This is a genomic window from Bradyrhizobium sp. 147 (assembly GCF_023073935.1).
In the GTDB taxonomy this organism is placed as follows: domain Bacteria; phylum Pseudomonadota; class Alphaproteobacteria; order Rhizobiales; family Xanthobacteraceae; genus Bradyrhizobium.
Window position 1 is genome coordinate 84,511 of record NZ_JADPKL010000099.1, and the last position, 16,161, is coordinate 100,671.

At 64.4% G+C, this 16,161-nt stretch carries 14 protein-coding genes; 12 read left to right on the forward strand and 2 right to left on the reverse strand.

Going from position 1 to position 16,161, the window contains the following annotated elements:
* The first annotated feature begins 289 nt into the window (after positions 1-289).
* The 8 genes from IVA87_RS26205 to IVA87_RS26240 all read left to right on the forward strand — a co-directional run bounded on the left by IVA87_RS26205 (position 290) and on the right by IVA87_RS26240 (position 7,669).
* Entirely contained in the window at positions 290-2,026 is a 1,737-nt protein-coding gene (locus IVA87_RS26205; protein ID WP_247295321.1) for an adenylate/guanylate cyclase domain-containing protein, read from the forward strand.
* Positions 2,027-2,148: 122 nt separating this feature from the next.
* A complete protein-coding gene (locus IVA87_RS26210; RefSeq protein ID WP_247295318.1) occupies positions 2,149-2,325 on the forward strand; it encodes a hypothetical protein in 177 nt (58 codons plus the stop codon).
* A 151-nt stretch (positions 2,326-2,476) separates the two neighbouring features.
* Positions 2,477-2,689 carry a hypothetical protein gene (locus IVA87_RS26215; RefSeq protein WP_247295314.1) on the forward strand — a complete coding sequence of 71 codons (213 nt, stop codon included), beginning with the start codon at positions 2,477-2,479 and terminating at the stop codon, positions 2,687-2,689.
* Positions 2,690-2,790: 101 nt separating this feature from the next.
* Positions 2,791-3,048 (forward strand): hypothetical protein, encoded by a 258-nt coding sequence (locus tag IVA87_RS26220; RefSeq protein ID WP_247295311.1) that lies wholly within the window; start codon positions 2,791-2,793, stop codon positions 3,046-3,048.
* Between the two features lie 93 nt (positions 3,049-3,141).
* The gene (locus IVA87_RS26225) at positions 3,142-3,363 is read left to right on the forward strand and encodes a hypothetical protein (RefSeq protein WP_247295308.1); all 222 of its coding nucleotides are present in this window, start codon (positions 3,142-3,144) and stop codon (positions 3,361-3,363) included.
* Between the two features lie 66 nt (positions 3,364-3,429).
* Complete coding sequence (locus tag IVA87_RS26230) at positions 3,430-4,005, forward strand: hypothetical protein (RefSeq protein ID WP_247295305.1); 576 nt, start codon at positions 3,430-3,432, stop codon at positions 4,003-4,005.
* A gap of 1,131 nt (positions 4,006-5,136) precedes the next feature.
* Positions 5,137-6,858: a dihydroxy-acid dehydratase gene (ilvD, locus tag IVA87_RS26235; protein WP_247295303.1), complete on the forward strand. Its 1,722-nt coding sequence runs from the start codon at positions 5,137-5,139 to the stop codon at positions 6,856-6,858.
* Positions 6,845-7,669: a tetratricopeptide repeat protein gene (locus IVA87_RS26240; RefSeq protein ID WP_247295301.1), complete on the forward strand. Its 825-nt coding sequence runs from the start codon at positions 6,845-6,847 to the stop codon at positions 7,667-7,669. Before ilvD ends, IVA87_RS26240 begins: the two co-directional genes overlap by 14 nt.
* A gap of 15 nt (positions 7,670-7,684) precedes the next feature.
* On the opposite strand, the gene xth is transcribed toward IVA87_RS26240, so the two are convergent.
* Positions 7,685-8,482: an exodeoxyribonuclease III gene (xth, locus tag IVA87_RS26245; protein WP_247295299.1), complete on the reverse strand. Its 798-nt coding sequence runs from the start codon at positions 8,480-8,482 to the stop codon at positions 7,685-7,687.
* Positions 8,483-8,616: 134 nt separating this feature from the next.
* On the opposite strand from xth, the gene IVA87_RS26250 reads away from it, so the two are divergent.
* A complete protein-coding gene (locus IVA87_RS26250; RefSeq protein WP_247335712.1) occupies positions 8,617-10,944 on the forward strand; it encodes an ATP-binding protein in 2,328 nt (775 codons plus the stop codon).
* A 4-nt stretch (positions 10,945-10,948) separates the two neighbouring features.
* On the opposite strand, the gene erpA is transcribed toward IVA87_RS26250, so the two are convergent.
* Complete coding sequence (gene erpA, locus IVA87_RS26255; protein WP_025036472.1) at positions 10,949-11,278, reverse strand: iron-sulfur cluster insertion protein ErpA; 330 nt, start codon at positions 11,276-11,278, stop codon at positions 10,949-10,951.
* A 134-nt stretch (positions 11,279-11,412) separates the two neighbouring features.
* On the opposite strand from erpA, the gene IVA87_RS26260 reads away from it, so the two are divergent.
* From IVA87_RS26260 to IVA87_RS26270, 3 genes are all read left to right on the forward strand, one after another.
* Positions 11,413-12,609: a deoxyguanosinetriphosphate triphosphohydrolase gene (locus IVA87_RS26260; protein WP_247295296.1), complete on the forward strand. Its 1,197-nt coding sequence runs from the start codon at positions 11,413-11,415 to the stop codon at positions 12,607-12,609.
* A gap of 9 nt (positions 12,610-12,618) precedes the next feature.
* The gene (gene argS / locus IVA87_RS26265) at positions 12,619-14,409 is read left to right on the forward strand and encodes an arginine--tRNA ligase (RefSeq protein ID WP_247295294.1); all 1,791 of its coding nucleotides are present in this window, start codon (positions 12,619-12,621) and stop codon (positions 14,407-14,409) included.
* A gap of 140 nt (positions 14,410-14,549) precedes the next feature.
* Positions 14,550-16,139: an SPOR domain-containing protein gene (locus IVA87_RS26270; protein WP_247295292.1), complete on the forward strand. Its 1,590-nt coding sequence runs from the start codon at positions 14,550-14,552 to the stop codon at positions 16,137-16,139.
* Positions 16,140-16,161: the final 22 nt, after the last annotated feature.

Consider the following 16,161-nt stretch of genomic DNA (forward strand, 5'->3'; position numbering starts at 1 on the left):
ACCAAGGTCCGCGACGACATGCGGTTTGAGAATCAAAAAACAACACCAAAACGATGTCATGACATCGTTTCGCATTTCTCACGCTCCCGCAACAATGCGGCGAAATACGGATGGGAACTCGGGAACTTCCGAAATGGTGGTGGGACAGCGCCGCTAAACCTTTGTTAGTGGGCCGTGCAAGGGTTGTGCAGGTTCAGGACGTCAGGCCCGCCAGATTGTGCGTGTCCCTACGACCAATTCCGGTATATTGAGTTCCATCGTTCATCCTTTCAGCCTTTGCCCTGCACCTATGCCGATTTTCAACCAGTCGATCCGCCGCAAGATCGTCGGGGTCGCCCTCGGATTGATCGTTCTCATGTTGATCACCTCGATCCTGTCGATGGTGATGTCGAGCCAGGTCGGCGTCCTCTTGGACGAGCTGACCAACCGTTACATCCCGGCCTATGGGCATCTGGCGCGCGCCAACGTCCGTTCGCTGGAACGGGCGTTGGCACTGCGGCGCATGGTCATGACCAAGATGCAGTCTCCCTCGGACGAGGAGGCCTATGCGGCGCGCCTGCGCGAGTTCGATCAAACCGACCGCAAGATCGAGGAGGAAGCCGAGAGCGCACGCAAGCTCATCAACGCCATCATCGACGATCCCAGGACCCCGTCCGACTATGCCGCGCTGGCGCGGATCGAGCTCCGCATCGAGACCGCCGTCACTGAGCTGCGCCGCGATCTTGACGAGGACCACGGAAAGCTGGTCAAGCAGGTCGATGCCAGGCAGATGGCGGAGGCCCGCGGCACGCTGGAGCACATCGATGCGCTGCGCGACCAGTTCAACCAGAAGATCGATGCGATCCGCACCGACATGCTGGCGCAGGTTTTCTTCAGCACGTCGCAGGTGATCAGCCGCCAGCACCAGGCGATCATCGTGTCGGGCGTCGTGACGTTACTCGCAGCGATCGTCGGATTTGCCTTTGCGCTGCTCGTGAGTAGCGGCATCACGCGCCCGGTGCGACTGCTGCTCGCTGGCACCCGGGAGGTCGAGGCGGGTCGGTTCGACAAGCCGATCGCCGTCTCCACGCAGGACGAGATCGGCGAGCTTGCCGCGGCCTTCAACCGCATGATCGAGCAGTTGCGCCACAACGAACGCATCCGCGAGACCTTCGGGCGCTATATCGACCCCAAGGTGGTGCAGGGCCTGATTGACCGGCCGGAGGTCGCCATCGAGGGCCAGCGTCGGGTCATGACCATCATGTTCTGCGACATGAGCGGCTTCACCTCGATGAGCGAAGGCATGACGCCGCGCGGTCTCGTCAAGGTGATGAACCACTATTTCACGGTGATGTCGGGCCACATCCGCAGCAATCGCGGCATCATCGACAAATATATCGGCGACGCCATCATGTCCTATTGGGGGCCGCCCTTCATCGAGGAGGACGAGCAGGCGATGCTCGCCGGCCTTGCCGCCATCGAGATGGCCGATCAGGTGCCCGCGCTCCAGAAGCAGCTGCCGGATCTGCTCGGCATCCGCGCCATGCCGGCGCCCTGCGATCTGCGCATCGGCATCGCCACGGGCGAGGTCCTGACCGGCAGCATCGGCTCCGAGCTGATGATGAGCTTTACCGTGATGGGCGACGCCGTGAACCTCGCCTCGCGGCTGGAGGCCGCCAACAAGACGTATGGGACCCGCATCCTGATCTCGCAAGCAACGGCAGAGGCGATCGGCGCGCGCCTCGAGCTGCGCGAGATCGATCGTCTCGCGGTGGCGGGCCAGAGCGCACCGCAAGCCGTTTTCGAGGTGATGGGCAGGGCCAGCGCACTCACCGATGCGCAAGCGAGCCTGCGCACGCACTATGCCGAAGGTCTCTCCGCCTATCGCGCCCGGCGCTTCGACGACGCCCGCGCCGCCTTCAACGCCGCGCTCGAAGCGGTCCCGGGCGACGGTCCCTCGCACACGCTGCTCGGCCGCATCGCGCAGTTCGAGGTCAACCCGCCCGACGGCGGTTGGGATGGCGCCTGGCGGCTGGAGCAGAAATAGGCGTGCCTGCCGTCCTTCGCCACGGACTGGAAAAAACGATTCTAGTTCATAACGATGTTCGCCGTGACCTATTTCCCGGGCTTAGGCTTGATGTCCTTGAGGCGTCTGATGGGGACACGCCGATGACACATCTTGAGGACAGGCTCGAACGGTTCGAGACGCTCACCGCCGAATGCGAGCTGATCGCCAAGCTCGCGACCGACAGCGCCAAGCGCGAGTTCTATCTGAATCTCGGAGAACAGTACCGCCAGCTGGCGGTGGATACGCGGCAGGCGATCGCGACCAGGGCCGCGGCCTGAGGCCGGCTGCAATCCGTTCTTAAGATTTGGCGCGCATTCTCGCAGCATGCGGACGTCGCTGATCGGCGACGGTTCGTGGTGGGAAGGCCGGGATCCGTTGCAATGCAGCGTGCCCCGCGAGTGTCACTTGCCATGTTCGACGGGCAATCCCATGCGCCTCGTTGCAGTGATCATAGTCGCGCTCATGATGGCAGCCTGCAATCAGGAGCAGGATATCACCGGCTCGGCCTCGACCTGCCCGATGCGAAACTACAGCAGCTACAATCCGCGCGACATGAACCAGTGCGTCAGCGCCTGCAAAGCATGCGATCGCGGCACGACGGTGACCTGCACGACCTCCTGCACCCTTAAGGGGGCGCACTGATCCAAAGTCGCTGACGCGCCAAGGCCGGCGGTGCCTAGGCACCGGAACGATTCACATGGATTAATCATTGAGGAAGCGGGCAGGACGCGGAGTTCGATGGAATGGGTATGCTCGATCCCGGCCGGTTCCTGGTGTCGTGCTCGCATTGCGACGCCTGGCCGATGGCTGCCAACGTCAAACGTTCAAGCTGGTCGACGTCCCCCCACGAAGTCCGCTTCGTGTGCCCGCGCTGCCGCCGCGAGGAGACCGCGATCGTCTCCGCCTCCGGCGAACTGACGCCGATCAAGCGCATCGATGTTCCGTCACGCGACGTCGCCGTTGCGTGGGCGCAAGCCCAGCGCCCGCGCGGGCGGACGTAAGTCGCCACGCACTCGCAGCTTGATCTCCGATTTGGAACCGGGCCCACCGCCGGGGCGTTTCTGGGCCATTATCAACCCATCGAGGCCGGGCGAATGATCAGCGAGCACTTCGACACCCGCACACGGATCAACATGAAATTGGCGTTGGACCGGATCTGCCGCGGTCGGCCCGATGGCGAGGACTATGGCTTCCGGAGGTCGGTCGCTGAAAACATCGTCCGGTGCGCGCTTATGGGCCGAACCGGAATCGGCCAGCTCGTCGACGCCGGCGAACGGGCCGTGGTCCGGACCGGCTCCGAGAGAACGCCAGCCTGATCGTGCTGGCTTGCGTAAATCGTAAATCATCGCCAGACGTGGTAAGACGACCGTCTGGAGATCACCATGGCTCTCATCCTGCCATCTCATAACGACCGTTTCCGGCTTCACCCCGTCGCGCCGCGCCTTGCGCGGATGTTCTGTTTTGCGCTGTTGACGGTGTCAGGCGCGCTCGCAAGCTTCGCGCTCGCCTGCGCCACGCCGTTTGCGGCCTTCGCGGTTGTCGCGGCCGCGATGCTGCCGCTGCGGCCGGCACTGCTCGTCGTCACCGGCGTCTGGCTCGTGAACCAGGCCGTCGGCTTCGGCGCGCTGCATTACCCCATCGACGGCAGTGCCATCGCCTGGGGTTTTGCGACCGGCGCGGCTGCGCTGCTGGCGACCGCCGTTTCGTCCGCCGTGCTGCGTACGCTGCCGCAGGGCCGCACGCCGCTGGCGCTAGCCGTCACGCTTGTTGCCGCCTATGCGGCCTATGAGCTCGCGCTGCTCGCCGCGACGCCGGTCCTCGGCGGAGAGGGCGCCTTCACCGCTGCCATCGTGACGCGCATTGGGCTCACCAGTGCCGTGTGGCTCGCCGGCCTCGTCGCCGCCTGCGAGATCGTCCGTCTGGTCGATCCGTTAATCCGCCCGCTGCGGAATGCCTGAGCACATCCCGACGGGCAAAACACCTGGCAATTTCGGCCTGCCTGGTGTCAAGCGGCGCGTTCAAAAATATTCCGCTTTACCGAAATTCGGAAATGACATATGTATCGCCCATCCCGGCTCATCCGAGAGGGGCGATCATGTGTCGTGATGATCGCGGAGCTGGGCTTGCGGTGGACGCGGCAGCGTCGGGCGCGATAAGTCAGGGGCAGGGCGGATTGCTCTCCGTGAGCCCTTAAGCTTCGCGCAGACGGACGGCGCTGAAAGGTCTCGCCAGCATGTCGATGGCAAGGTGCACAACGCCGTCGAACCCTGTGGCGCAGGCGAGCCGCGCGTACGGCAAAACCGTGTGGTCCTGGCCGTCGTTGCTACGGTCAAGCTCTTGCGGATGCGGCATTGGCGCCAACCGGCGCGGTGTCCGCGACTTTCGCTGGAGTGAGGGAGGCCAGAACGAATTCGGCTCCCAGGAGAGCACGGCATAAGCCGTCAAACCACTGCGCAGGGAAGGCCGTGTGTTGGGCTTCACCTGTATGCCGCTGTGCAGTTTTTCCTGCGTGTGCCTTTCGCACAGCGGACCGTGGGTGCCAGGTCAGCATCCGGCCTTCCCTGCGCCCTCTCGGCTTTGAGGGTGGAGAGATCAAGCAAAGCTCGGGCGAAACGCGCCGCGAGGACGCGAAGGCGTGTCTGCGCGTTGAAAAGCACATCGGAGAGTTACGATATCGCCTCTTGATCCATCATTGCGATGCGGCGACGGCGGTGTGCGCCGACGTGATCAGGCAAAGCGGGTCCTCGACTCAGTGCAGCCGCGCGCCATGTGACGAGCCCAATCTGGGCGCGGCTTCTTCGCCGCTTAAGCTGTAGATCGGGCATGGCCGCGAGGTATCACTGTAGGCTTATCCGTGTCTTCCGAGCCACGATTGTGCTATCCACGCAACACTCCCCCGGATTTAACTTTGATCACCGGCCGTTCGCGTCGTCGCCGCTTTTTAGCCACACCCGAACATGAATAAAATCACTCTAATGTTTTAAGGGTAGCGGGCAGTCTTCGACGGCGACGGGAAATCCCAAGGTCGATTCAAATCTTGGCTCTGATTTTTCGGGTCTGAAAAGGTTGACCGGGGAAACTGGTTTGCAATGCGCGCGAAGATCGACAAGCAGAAGCTGCCGAGCCGTCATGTGACGGAAGGCCCTGCGCGCGCGCCTCATCGCTCCTACTTCTACGCGATGGGTCTGACTACCGAGCAGATCCACCAGCCTTTCGTCGGCGTCGCCTCGTGCTGGAACGAGGCTGCGCCCTGCAACATCGCTTTGATGCGTCAGGCACAGGCGGTGAAGAAAGGGGTCGCATCCGCCGGCGGCACTCCGCGCGAATTCTGCACCATCACCGTCACCGACGGCATCGCCATGGGCCATGACGGCATGCGCTCCTCGCTGCCGTCGCGCGAATGCATCGCCGACTCGGTCGAGTTGACGGTTCGCGGTCACGCCTATGATGCGCTCGTCGGCCTCGCCGGCTGCGACAAGTCGCTGCCGGGCATGATGATGGCCATGGTCCGCCTCAACGTGCCGTCGATTTTCATTTACGGCGGCTCGATCCTGCCCGGCAATTTCCGCGGCCAGCAGGTCACGGTGCAGGACATGTTCGAAGCGGTCGGCAAGCATTCGGTCGGCGCCATGTCGGACGAGGACCTTGACGAGATCGAGCGCGTGGCCTGTCCCTCGGCGGGTGCCTGCGGCGCGCAGTTCACCGCGAACACCATGGCGACCGTCTCCGAGGCGATCGGCCTTGCGCTGCCATACTCGGCCGGTGCGCCGGCACCTTATGAAATCCGCGACGCTTTCTGCATGACCGCGGGCGAGAAGGTGATGGACCTGATCGCCTCCAACATCCGGCCGCGCGACATCGTCACCCGCAAGGCGCTGGAGAATGCGGCCGCCGTGGTCGCCGCGTCCGGCGGCTCTACCAATGCTGCGCTGCACCTACCGGCGATCGCGCACGAGGCGGGCATCAAGTTCGACTTGTTCGACGTCGCCGAAATCTTCAAAAAGACACCATATGTCGCGGATTTGAAGCCGGGCGGCCGTTATGTCGCCAAAGACATGTTTGAAGTTGGTGGCATCCCGCTTCTGATGAAGACGCTGCTCGACAACGGATTTCTTCACGGTGATTGCCTCACCGTCACCGGTCGAACGATCGCCGAAAACCTCAAGAGCGTGAAATGGAATCCGCACCAGGACGTGGTGCACCCGGCAGACAAACCCATCACCGTCACGGGCGGTGTGGTCGGTCTGAAGGGCAATTTGGCGCCAGAAGGTGCGATCGTGAAAGTCGCGGGAATGTCCAACCTCAGGTTCACCGGTCCGGCCAGGTGCTTCGACCGTGAGGAGGATGCTTTCGAGGCGGTCCAGAAGCGCACCTATCGCGAAGGCGAAGTCATCGTGATCCGCTACGAGGGGCCGAAGGGCGGTCCCGGCATGCGGGAAATGCTCCAGACCACCGCAGCGCTGACCGGCCAGGGCATGGGCGGCAAGATCGCGCTCATCACCGACGGCCGCTTCTCCGGCGCGACCCGTGGCTTCTGCATTGGTCATGTCGGGCCCGAGGCCGCGATTGGCGGCCCGATCGGGCTGCTCGAGGACGGCGACATCATCGAGATCGACGCCGTCGCCGGTACCCTTAACGTAAAATTGAGCGACCAGGAGCTCGCCCAGCGCAAGACCAAATGGGCACCTCGCGCGACTAACCACACGTCGGGTGCGCTCTGGAAGTACGCTCAGCAGGTTGGACCAGCGCTCGGGGGGGCGGTGACCCATCCGGGCGGCGCGCACGAGAAACAGTGCTATGCGGACATCTAGGCGTGCCATAGTTGCGTTTGTGTTGGGGGCTATAGCGCTGGCCGCGCCGGCGCTCGCCTTCGACGGTGCGCCGGTGAACAAGGACGCGACCATCCCGGTCGTGACCACCTTGCCGGGCGCTGCGAATACGGTTCGCACCAGAATTCCGCCGGCGGTCGTAACCCAGGAAACCTCGCTCAGCGCCCTGCAATATGCCGCCGAGGGTGGCCACCCCATCGCGCAGTGGAAGCTCGGCCGCATGTACGCCAATGGCGACGGCGTCGCCCAGGACGATCTGCGCGCCTTCGAATATTTCAGCCGCATCGCCAATGCGCATGCCGAGGACAGCCCGTCGGCGCCTCAGGCGCAGATCGTGGCCAACGCCTTCGTCGCGCTCGGCCGCTACTATCTCAGCGGTATCCCGAACTCGAAGATCAAGTCGGATCCGGAGCGGGCGCGGGAGATGTTCTCTTATGCCGCGTCTTATTTCGGCAACGCGGACGCGCAGTATGATCTGGCCCGCTTGTACCTGAAGACGCCGGACGCCTCGCGCGAGGATTTCCGCTACGGCGCGCGCTGGCTCGGCCTCGCCGCACAAAAGGGCCAGCATCAGGCCCAGGCCCTGCTTGGCCAGATGCTGTTCAACGGCGACCGCCTGCCGCGGCAGGCCGCGCGCGGCCTGATGTGGCTGACGCTGGCGCGTGACAGCGCCGGGGCCGAGGAGACCTGGATCAAGGAAAGCTACAACCGCGCCTTCGCCAAGGCCTCCGACGACGACCGTGCCATGTGCCTGCAAATGCTGGAGCAATGGGTGCAGGGCCGCCGGGAATGATCTGCAGAGGCGGCCTTAAGCCGCCTCGAGATCGAGATCCGCCCACACTGGCACGTGGTCCGACGGCTTCTCCCAACCGCGCACATAGCTGTCGATGCCGACATTGGCGAGCCGGTCGCTGGCCTGCGGCGACAGCAGGAGATGGTCGATGCGCAGGCCCTGGTTCTTCTGCCAGGCCCCGGCCTGGTAGTCCCAGAAGGTGTAAAGCCCGGGCTCATCCGTGACCGCCCGCAAGGCATCGGTCAGACCGAGCCCGAGCAGGGACTGAAAGCTCTCCCGCGTCTCGGTCTTGAACAGGGCATCCTCGGTCCAGGCGGCGGGGTTGTGGACGTCGCGGGCATGCGGGATGACGTTGAAATCGCCCGCGAGGATCAGCGGGACCTCCTCCTTGAGGCGTTCCTTCGAATATTCAAGAAGCCGCGACATCCATTTGAGCTTATAGGGATATTTGTCGGTGCCGACCGGATTGCCGTTGGGCAGATAGAGGCAGGCGATGCGCAAGACCCCCTGCTTGAGCGTTACCACGCCTTCGAGAAAGCGGGCATGCGCATCCTCGTCATCGCCGGCGAGTCCCGATTTGGTCTCGTCGAACCGGAGCTTGGAGAGCAGGGCGACGCCATTGAAGGTCTTCTGCCCGTGCGTGACCACGTTGTAGCCGAGCGCCTCGATCTCCAGCCGGGGGAAGGCCTCATCGACGCACTTGATCTCCTGGAGGCAGACGATGTCCGGCTGGCACTCCTTCAGCCAGGTCAGCAGCAGGTCGATCCGCTGCCGGACCGAGTTCACGTTCCAGGTGGCTACTCTGATGGGCATTGGGAGGGGCTCCAGGCGGGGGCCACCGTTAGAACAAAATGCAAACGCGCCCGTCAAGGCGGCCGCAGAATCTCCCACAAAATTAACCCGGCTTAAGCGCGCGACGGGTCATTGATGCCGAAAAGGTGCCTCGGATGGGATGGCCGGACAAATCCATGACGCGAACTGAGCCGCGCGACGGCGTGATCGGCGCGTTGCTGTATTGGCTCGGCGGCTTCGAGATCGAGGATGGTCTGACCGCCGATCTCAGCGAGCGCGAGCTGCGGCGCATCCGCGCCAAGCAGATCGAGGCGGTGACGCGGCTGATCCCGGTGACGATGGCCGTCACCATGCTCAGCGTCGCCATCGTGCTGATCCTGTTCTGGGGCAGGGGCTGGAACGACTTCCTCGCGATCTGGGGTATGACGCTCGCCGCCACCGCCTCGCTCGCGGTCCGTTCGTGGCGGCGGTCGCATCGAAATCCGCGGGAGGCCTCGCCGCGTGCCGCGCGGCAGATGCTGCGGCAGGCGTTCTTCCTCGCCGCGATCTGGGGCATGCTGCCGCTGGCGCTGTTCAGCCGCATCGAGCCAACCAGCCAGCTCATCCTGGCCTGCCTGATGGTCGGCATGATGTCGGGCGGCGCGTTCACGCTATCGACCTTCCCCCGTGCCGGCCTCATCTATCTCGCCACTATGACGATCGCCTGCGCCGGTGCGATGCTGCTGTGCGGTGACGGGCCGTATCTTGTGACGGCGGTGTTCCTGCTGCTGTTCGCATTCTTCATGGCGCGCAACATCGTCTCCCACGGCAACCTCTTCCTCGGCAATCTCAAGGCCCAGCTCGAGCTTGAGCGGCAGACCGAGATCATTTCGCTGCTGCTGAAGGACTTTCAGGAGAACGCCAGCGACTGGCTGTGGCAGACCGATGCCGAAGGGCATCTCGTCGACGTGCCCCAGCGCTTCGTTGACGTGGCGCAGCTGCCGCTTCCGCTCCTGAAGGGATCGCACTTCGCCGACGTGCTCGACATGCTCTGCCCCGAGGACAAGAGCGCGGCCTACAACATCATCGGCCTGATGGAGGAGGCCGAGCCGCTGCATGAGATGAATATCAAGGTCGTCGTCGGCGGCGAGGCGCGGCTGTGGTCGCTGACGGCGAAGCCGGCCCACGACCGCGATGGCCAGTTCCTCGGCTATCGCGGCTTCGGCCGCGACGTGACCGAACGCTGGCGCGCGGAGAAGGCCGAAGCCGAGAGCCGCGCCAAGTCCGACTTCCTGGCGGTGATGAGCCACGAGATCCGCACGCCCATGAACGGCGTGCTCGGGCTTGCCAGCATGCTGCTGGAGACAAAGCTCGATCCGGAGCAGCACGAGGCCGTCACCACGATCCGCGAGTCCGGCGACAATCTCCAGCGCATCCTCAATGACATCCTCGATCTGTCCAAGCTCGAGGCCGGCCGCTTCGCGTTGGAAGCGATCGACTTTGCGCCGCGGGCGCTGGTCGAGACCGCCGCGTCCGTGGCGCGCGCGGCCGCCAAGAGCAAGGGGCTTTCAGTCAAGGTCGAACTCGATCCGAACCTGCCGACGACGCTGCGCGGCGACGCCGCGCGCATCCGCCAGGTGCTGCTCAACCTCGTATCCAATGCGGTGAAGTTCACCGACGAAGGCGAGGTGAGGGTTTCGGTCACCTGCCAGGCGCGGCGCGATCTGCTGGCGACCGTCGAATGGGCGGTGACCGATAGCGGCATCGGCATCGCCCCCGATAAGCTCGGGCAGCTCTTCAGCGACTTCGCCCAGGCGGACGCCTCGATCAGCCGCCGTTTCGGCGGCACCGGCCTTGGCCTTGCGATTTCCCGGCGCATCATCGAACAGATGGGCGGCACGATCGGCGTCACCTCGATGCCGGGCGAGGGCTCGACTTTCCGCTTCACCCTGGTGTTGCCCTGGAGCCAGGCGGAGGCGTCCGACCACGATGCCGGCCGCGACGACGCCGACGAGCTCAAGGCTCGCATCGCCGGGCTCGACCGGCCGCTGAAGGTGCTGGTCGCCGAGGACGACGCCGTCAACCGCATGGTCGTGAGCAAGATGCTCGGCGGATTCGATGTTGAGCTGCGCGTCGTCACTGACGGCGTCGACGCCGTCGCGGCAGCCTCTGAAGGCGACTACGATGTCGTGCTGATGGACGTGCGCATGCCCGACATGGACGGACTTGCCGCAACCCGCGCGATCCGTGCGCAAGGTGGGCGCTTCGAAGCCCTGCCAATCATCGCGCTCACCGCCAACGCCTTCCCCGAGGACGTCAGGATCTGCCGCGAGGCCGGCATGTCGGACTTTCTGCCCAAGCCGCTGCGCAAGCCTGCGCTGGTCGCGGCCCTGCTACGTGCGCTGGACGGCCACGTCATGTCGGAGGATGCGCCGCTTCAGCCGGAGCTGATGCCGATCGAGGTGGAGTGGACGGACGAGGAAAGGCAGATCACCGGCGCGTAGGCGCTCAGATCGAGAAGCTGGTGCCGCAGCCGCACGAGGCAGTCGCGTTCGGATTGTTGACTCGGAACGAGGCGCCGATCAGATCGTCGACGAAATCGACCTGCGATCCCGCCAGGAACGGCTGCGAGGCCGAATCGACCAGCACCACGGCATTGTCCTGCTCGATCACGAGATCGTCATCGGTGCGGGCACGGTCGATGTCGAACTTGTACTGGAAACCCGAGCAGCCGCCGCCCTCGACGGAGATGCGCAGCATCGCGCCTGACCCTTCGCCCTTGAGGATTTCCCCAATCCGGCGTGCGGCCCGGTCGCTGATGGTCACGGCAGTCGTCATCGTTCGTCTCCAATAGTCCCACGGTCATACCAAGTTCATTGCCCAATTCATTTGGTATCCCACGCCCGACATAGTTAAGTGCCACCATACGCAGAATCAAATGGATAGGGACTAAATTCGCCGTGTCCGTCGGAATGGCTGCCCCCCGCGCGCCCTTTGCTTGCGACCCCGAGCGCAGCCGCGGCCGGCTGGTCGCGGAGCCCCCGAGCCGGACCCGCAGCCCGTTCCGACGCGATTGCGACCGCGTGATCCATTCCACCGCGTTCCGACGCCTGAAGTACAAGACCCAGGTGTTCGTGTTCCACGAGGGCGACCACTACCGCACCCGGCTGACCCATTCGCTCGAGGTGGCCCAGATCGCCCGTGCGCTGGCCCGGCAGCTCGGGCTGGACGAGGATCTCACCGAAACCCTGGCGCTTGCCCATGATCTTGGCCATCCGCCGTTCGGCCATGCCGGCGAGCGGGCGCTGGACGCCTGCCTGAAGGAGTTTGGCGGCTTCGATCACAACGCCCAGACGCTCCGCGTCGTCGCTGCGCTGGAGCACCGCTATCCCGAGTTCGATGGGCTGAACCTGACCTGGGAAGCACTGGAGGGCATCGTCAAGCACAACGGCCCGTTGACCGATCGCAGCGGCGCGCCAATTGGACGCTATCGCGAGCACGGCGTTCCCGTCGGCATCGCCGACTATATCAAGACGCATGATCTCGAATTATGGAGCTTCGCCTCGCTCGAGGCGCAGGTCGCCGCGATCGCCGACGACATTGCCTATGACGCTCACGACATCGATGACGGTCTGCGAGCCGGCCTGTTCCAGCTCGACGATCTCAAGCTGATGCCGCTGACGGCGGAGATCATCGCCGAGACCTCGGCGCATTATCCCGATCTCGAAGATGTCAGGCGCGGCGCCGAGCTGGTGCGCGAACTGATCTCGCACCTGATCGGTGCGGTGTTCGCCGAGGCGCAGAAGAACCTTGTGGCGGTCAAGCCGCAATCGGCGCAGGACGTGCGCCAGCAGAGCCGGGCGCTGATCGCGTTCCCCGCCGAGGTCGCCGAGGAGGAGGCCGCCATCAAGGCCTTCCTCTACCAGCACATGTACCGCCACAAGCGGGTGATGCGGGTGATGGCGGAGGCGGAGCAGATCCTGTTCGACCTGTTTGCAAGGTACCTGAAGGTGCCGGCCGAGCTGCCGCCGGAATGGCTGTTGGGGGCGGAGGCAGACAATGAGGGCGACCGCGCCCGCCGGATCGGCAATTTCATTGCCGGAATGACCGACCGTTTCGCCCTGACCGAGCACCAGCGGCTCTTTGACTCGACCCCGGATTTGCGTTAGGCGGCGGCCATGCCCGACGCGTCCTCATCCCTGCACCTGTTCGCCGACGTGCTCGCGCGCGTGCACGCCGCCTGCCGTACGCTGGCCGTGGACGCCAACTGGCCTGAGGGCATCGATTTCTCGCGCGTGGTGGTTGAGCCGCCCCGCGATGCCTCCCACGGCGACATGGCGACCAACGCCGCGATGGTGCTGGCGAAAGAGGCAAAGGCAAAGCCGCGCGATCTCGCCGAGCAGATCGCCGAGCGGCTGCGCGCCGATGCGCTGATCGCCAAGGCCGACGTCGCTGGCCCTGGTTTCATCAACCTGACGCTGAAGCCTGCCGCCTGGGCCGAGGCGCTGCGCACGGTGCTGCGCGAGGGCGCCGATTACGGCCGCGTCCGCGGCGGCTCCAAGGTCAACGTCGAATATGTCTCGGCCAATCCGACCGGACCGATGCATGTCGGCCATTGCCGCGGCGCCGTGTTCGGTGACGCCCTGGCGAGCCTGCTTCAGTTCGCAGGCCACGACGTCACGCGCGAATATTACATCAACGACGCCGGCGCCCAGGTCGACGTGCTCGCACGCTCCGCGTTCCTGCGATATCGCGAGGCGCTCGGTGAGGACATCGGCGCGATTCCGGAAGGACTCTATCCCGGTGACTATCTGAAGCCGGTCGGCGCGGCGCTGGCGAAGGAGCATGGCGATAAGCTCCGCGGAATGAGCGAGGCCGAGTGGCTGCCGACGGTGCGCGCCAAGGCGATCGCGATGATGATGGAGGAGATCAAGGACGATCTCGCCGCGCTCAACATCCGCCACGACGTGTTCTTCTCGGAGCGCTCGCTGATCGAGAACGGCAACAACCAGGTTGCCAAAACCATCGATTTCCTGCGCGCCAAGGGCGACATCTACGAGGGACGGCTGCCGCCGCCGAAGGGCGCGCCGGTCGAGGATTGGGAAGACCGCGAGCAGTTGCTGTTCAAGGCGACTGCCTACGGCGACGACGTCGATCGGCCGCTGATCAAGTCGGACAATTCCTACACCTACTTCGCCTCCGACATCGCCTACCACAAGAACAAGTTCGACCGTGGTTTTGCAGAGATGATCGACGTCTGGGGCGCCGACCATGGCGGCTACATCAAACGGATGCAGGCGGCGGTAAAGGCGACGACCTCCGGCAAGGGCGCGCTCGATGTCAAGATCGTGCAACTCGTGAAGTTGCTGCGCAGCGGCGAGCCGGTGAAAATGTCGAAGCGGAGCGGAGACTTCGTCACCTTGCGTGAGGTGGTAGATGAGGTCGGCCAGGATGCCGTCCGTTTCATGATGCTCTACCGCAAGAACGATGCCGTGCTCGACTTCGATCTCGCCAAGGTCATGGAACAGTCGCGCGACAACCCGGTGTTCTACGTCCAGTACGGTCACGCCCGCGGCCATTCGATCTTCCGCAATGCGCGGGCTGAGGTATTCCCGGAACTGCCGGAGGATACCGGCGCGCGGATCGCTTGGCTCAGTGAGTCGGCCGTGGAACGATTGTCGGACCCGGTCGAACTCGATCTTCTCAAGCGCCTCGCAATTTTTCCGCGGATGCTGGAAGCTGCCGCCGCGGCCCACGAACCGCACCGAATTGCCTTTTATCTCTATGATTTAGCCAGCGAATTTCATGCACTTTGGACGAAGGGGCGCGATTTGCCCTATTTACGCTTCATTATCAATAATGATGCAGATCTTACGAAGGCGCGGCTGGCCATGGTCCAGGGCGTCGTCTCAGTCCTGGCATCGGGCCTCGCCATCCTCGGCGTCCATGCCCCGGATGAGATGCGGTAGTTTGGGGCGAACTACTTAAGAGGAATTCGGGGGTAACCGGCAGAAGCCGGATCGCTTAGACTTGGTTAAAAGCCTTGTGGGTCGAAAGCCGTGCCTTGGTCGAGGGGTGCGCGGCTTTCCCGAAGGGACGCATCATCACGATGGCCGAACGATATCAGGACAGACCGTTTCCCTCCGATCACTATGGTCGCGGTAGCGAGCAGCATGGGAAGGCGGAAAATGATCCCTTGGCCGAGCTCGCCCGTCTGATCGGACAGACCGATCCGTTCGCAGCGCAGTCGCCGCCGACCGCACGCCCGACGGCAGCGCCCGCCCAGAGTTATCGAGAAGACGATTATCGCCAGGACGATGATCGCCAGGATTATGCCGAGCAGGCCTCGCCGCCGCCCGGGCCGCCCTCATGGATGCGGCGCGCCAATGTACAGCCGCAGCCGACACCCGCGCCGGAGCCTGACTATTCCGTCTCCGTAAACCCGGTTCATCCGCTGCATCGCTATTCGGCCCAGCCGACTGCAGCTGCGCCTGAGCCGAACTTTCATCAATCGCACGCCCCTCAGGATCACGCTTATCAAGCTCAAGCCTATCAGGATCAGGCCCACCAGCAGCACGCTCAGGCTTATCAGGATCGGGCCTATCAGGATCAGGCCTATCAGGAGCCGTACGCGCAGCCCGATCCGTCGCGCTATGATGATGCGCTCTATGGCCGGCTCGAGACAGGCGAGCAGGACTACCAGCGCGATCCGGCCTACCCCGACGATCCTTACGCCTACCAGAGCGACTATCCTGAGGCCGAACTTGACGAGCCGAAGAAGCAGCGCGGCGGCATGATGACAGTCGCGGCGATCCTAGCGCTTGCCGTGGTCGGCACTGGTGCTGCCTTCGCCTACAAGACCTATGCGGGCTCGCCCCGCAGCGGCGAGCCGCCGATCATCAAGGCCGACAACACACCGACCAAGATCGTGCCGGCGCCGACGGACTCCTCCGCCAAGGTGCCGGATCGCATGGTGAGCGGTGACGGCACCGAGAAGATCGTGCCGCGGGAGGAAGCGCCTGTCGACGTCAACGCCCGAGCGGCTGGTCCCCGCGTGGTGTTCCCGCCGCTGAACCAGAATGCGAATCCTCCGTCGGTGGCGAGCGTGTCGCCGTCGATGGTGCCGCCGCCGAGCGCGGGGGCGGCCCCGAGCAACGGCACGCTGCCGAACAATTCGCCGCGCTCGATCAGGACGGTGGTTGTGAAGGGTGATCAGACCGATAGCGCTACGCCGCAATCGGCTGCAGCAGCCAAGCCGGCAAGTGCGCCAAAACCTGTTGCCGCGCCGCCTGCGCCAATCGCGGCGCGCAATCCGCCGACGTCGGCCAATGCCAGCGCCAACCAGCCTTTGTCGCTCGCGCCGCAAGCGGGACCGACCGCCGAGCCTCCGCAGCGGATGGCTGCGACCAACCCGACGCAAATTGCGCCCGCCAGCAGCGGTGGCGGCTACATCGTGCAGGTCTCCTCGCAGCAGAGCGAGGACAGCGCCGCCGCGTCCTATCGGGTGCTTCAGAGCAAGTACGGCAGTGTGCTCGGGTCCCGTTCGCCGGTGATCAAGCGCGTCGATCTCACCGACAAGGGCAAAGGCATCGTCTACCGCGCCTTCGCCGGTCCCTATGGCTCGGCCGAGGAGGCGACGCAGGCATGCAACAGCCTCAAGTCCGCAGGCCTGTCCGCCTGCTTCGTCCAGAGGAATTAACGGCCGTTTCCTTGACCCCCTC

Excerpts from the sequence above, each read along its gene's own strand:
- IVA87_RS26205 (WP_247295321.1), top strand. The coding sequence starts at position 290 with ATGCCGATTTTCAACCAGTCGATCCGCCGCAAGATCGTCGGGGTCGCC.
- IVA87_RS26210 (WP_247295318.1), top strand. The coding sequence starts at position 2,149 with ATGACACATCTTGAGGACAGGCTCGAACGGTTCGAGACGCTCACCGCC.
- IVA87_RS26215 (WP_247295314.1), top strand. The coding sequence starts at position 2,477 with ATGCGCCTCGTTGCAGTGATCATAGTCGCGCTCATGATGGCAGCCTGC.
- IVA87_RS26220 (WP_247295311.1), top strand. The coding sequence starts at position 2,791 with ATGGGTATGCTCGATCCCGGCCGGTTCCTGGTGTCGTGCTCGCATTGC.
- IVA87_RS26225 (WP_247295308.1), top strand. The coding sequence starts at position 3,142 with ATGATCAGCGAGCACTTCGACACCCGCACACGGATCAACATGAAATTG.
- IVA87_RS26230 (WP_247295305.1), top strand. The coding sequence starts at position 3,430 with ATGGCTCTCATCCTGCCATCTCATAACGACCGTTTCCGGCTTCACCCC.
- ilvD (WP_247295303.1), top strand. The coding sequence starts at position 5,137 with ATGCGCGCGAAGATCGACAAGCAGAAGCTGCCGAGCCGTCATGTGACG.
- IVA87_RS26240 (WP_247295301.1), top strand. The coding sequence starts at position 6,845 with ATGCGGACATCTAGGCGTGCCATAGTTGCGTTTGTGTTGGGGGCTATA.
- xth (WP_247295299.1), bottom strand. The coding sequence starts at position 8,482 with ATGCCCATCAGAGTAGCCACCTGGAACGTGAACTCGGTCCGGCAGCGG.
- IVA87_RS26250 (WP_247335712.1), top strand. The coding sequence starts at position 8,617 with ATGGGATGGCCGGACAAATCCATGACGCGAACTGAGCCGCGCGACGGC.
- erpA (WP_025036472.1), bottom strand. The coding sequence starts at position 11,278 with ATGACGACTGCCGTGACCATCAGCGACCGGGCCGCACGCCGGATTGGG.
- IVA87_RS26260 (WP_247295296.1), top strand. The coding sequence starts at position 11,413 with ATGGCTGCCCCCCGCGCGCCCTTTGCTTGCGACCCCGAGCGCAGCCGC.
- argS (WP_247295294.1), top strand. The coding sequence starts at position 12,619 with ATGCCCGACGCGTCCTCATCCCTGCACCTGTTCGCCGACGTGCTCGCG.
- IVA87_RS26270 (WP_247295292.1), top strand. The coding sequence starts at position 14,550 with ATGGCCGAACGATATCAGGACAGACCGTTTCCCTCCGATCACTATGGT.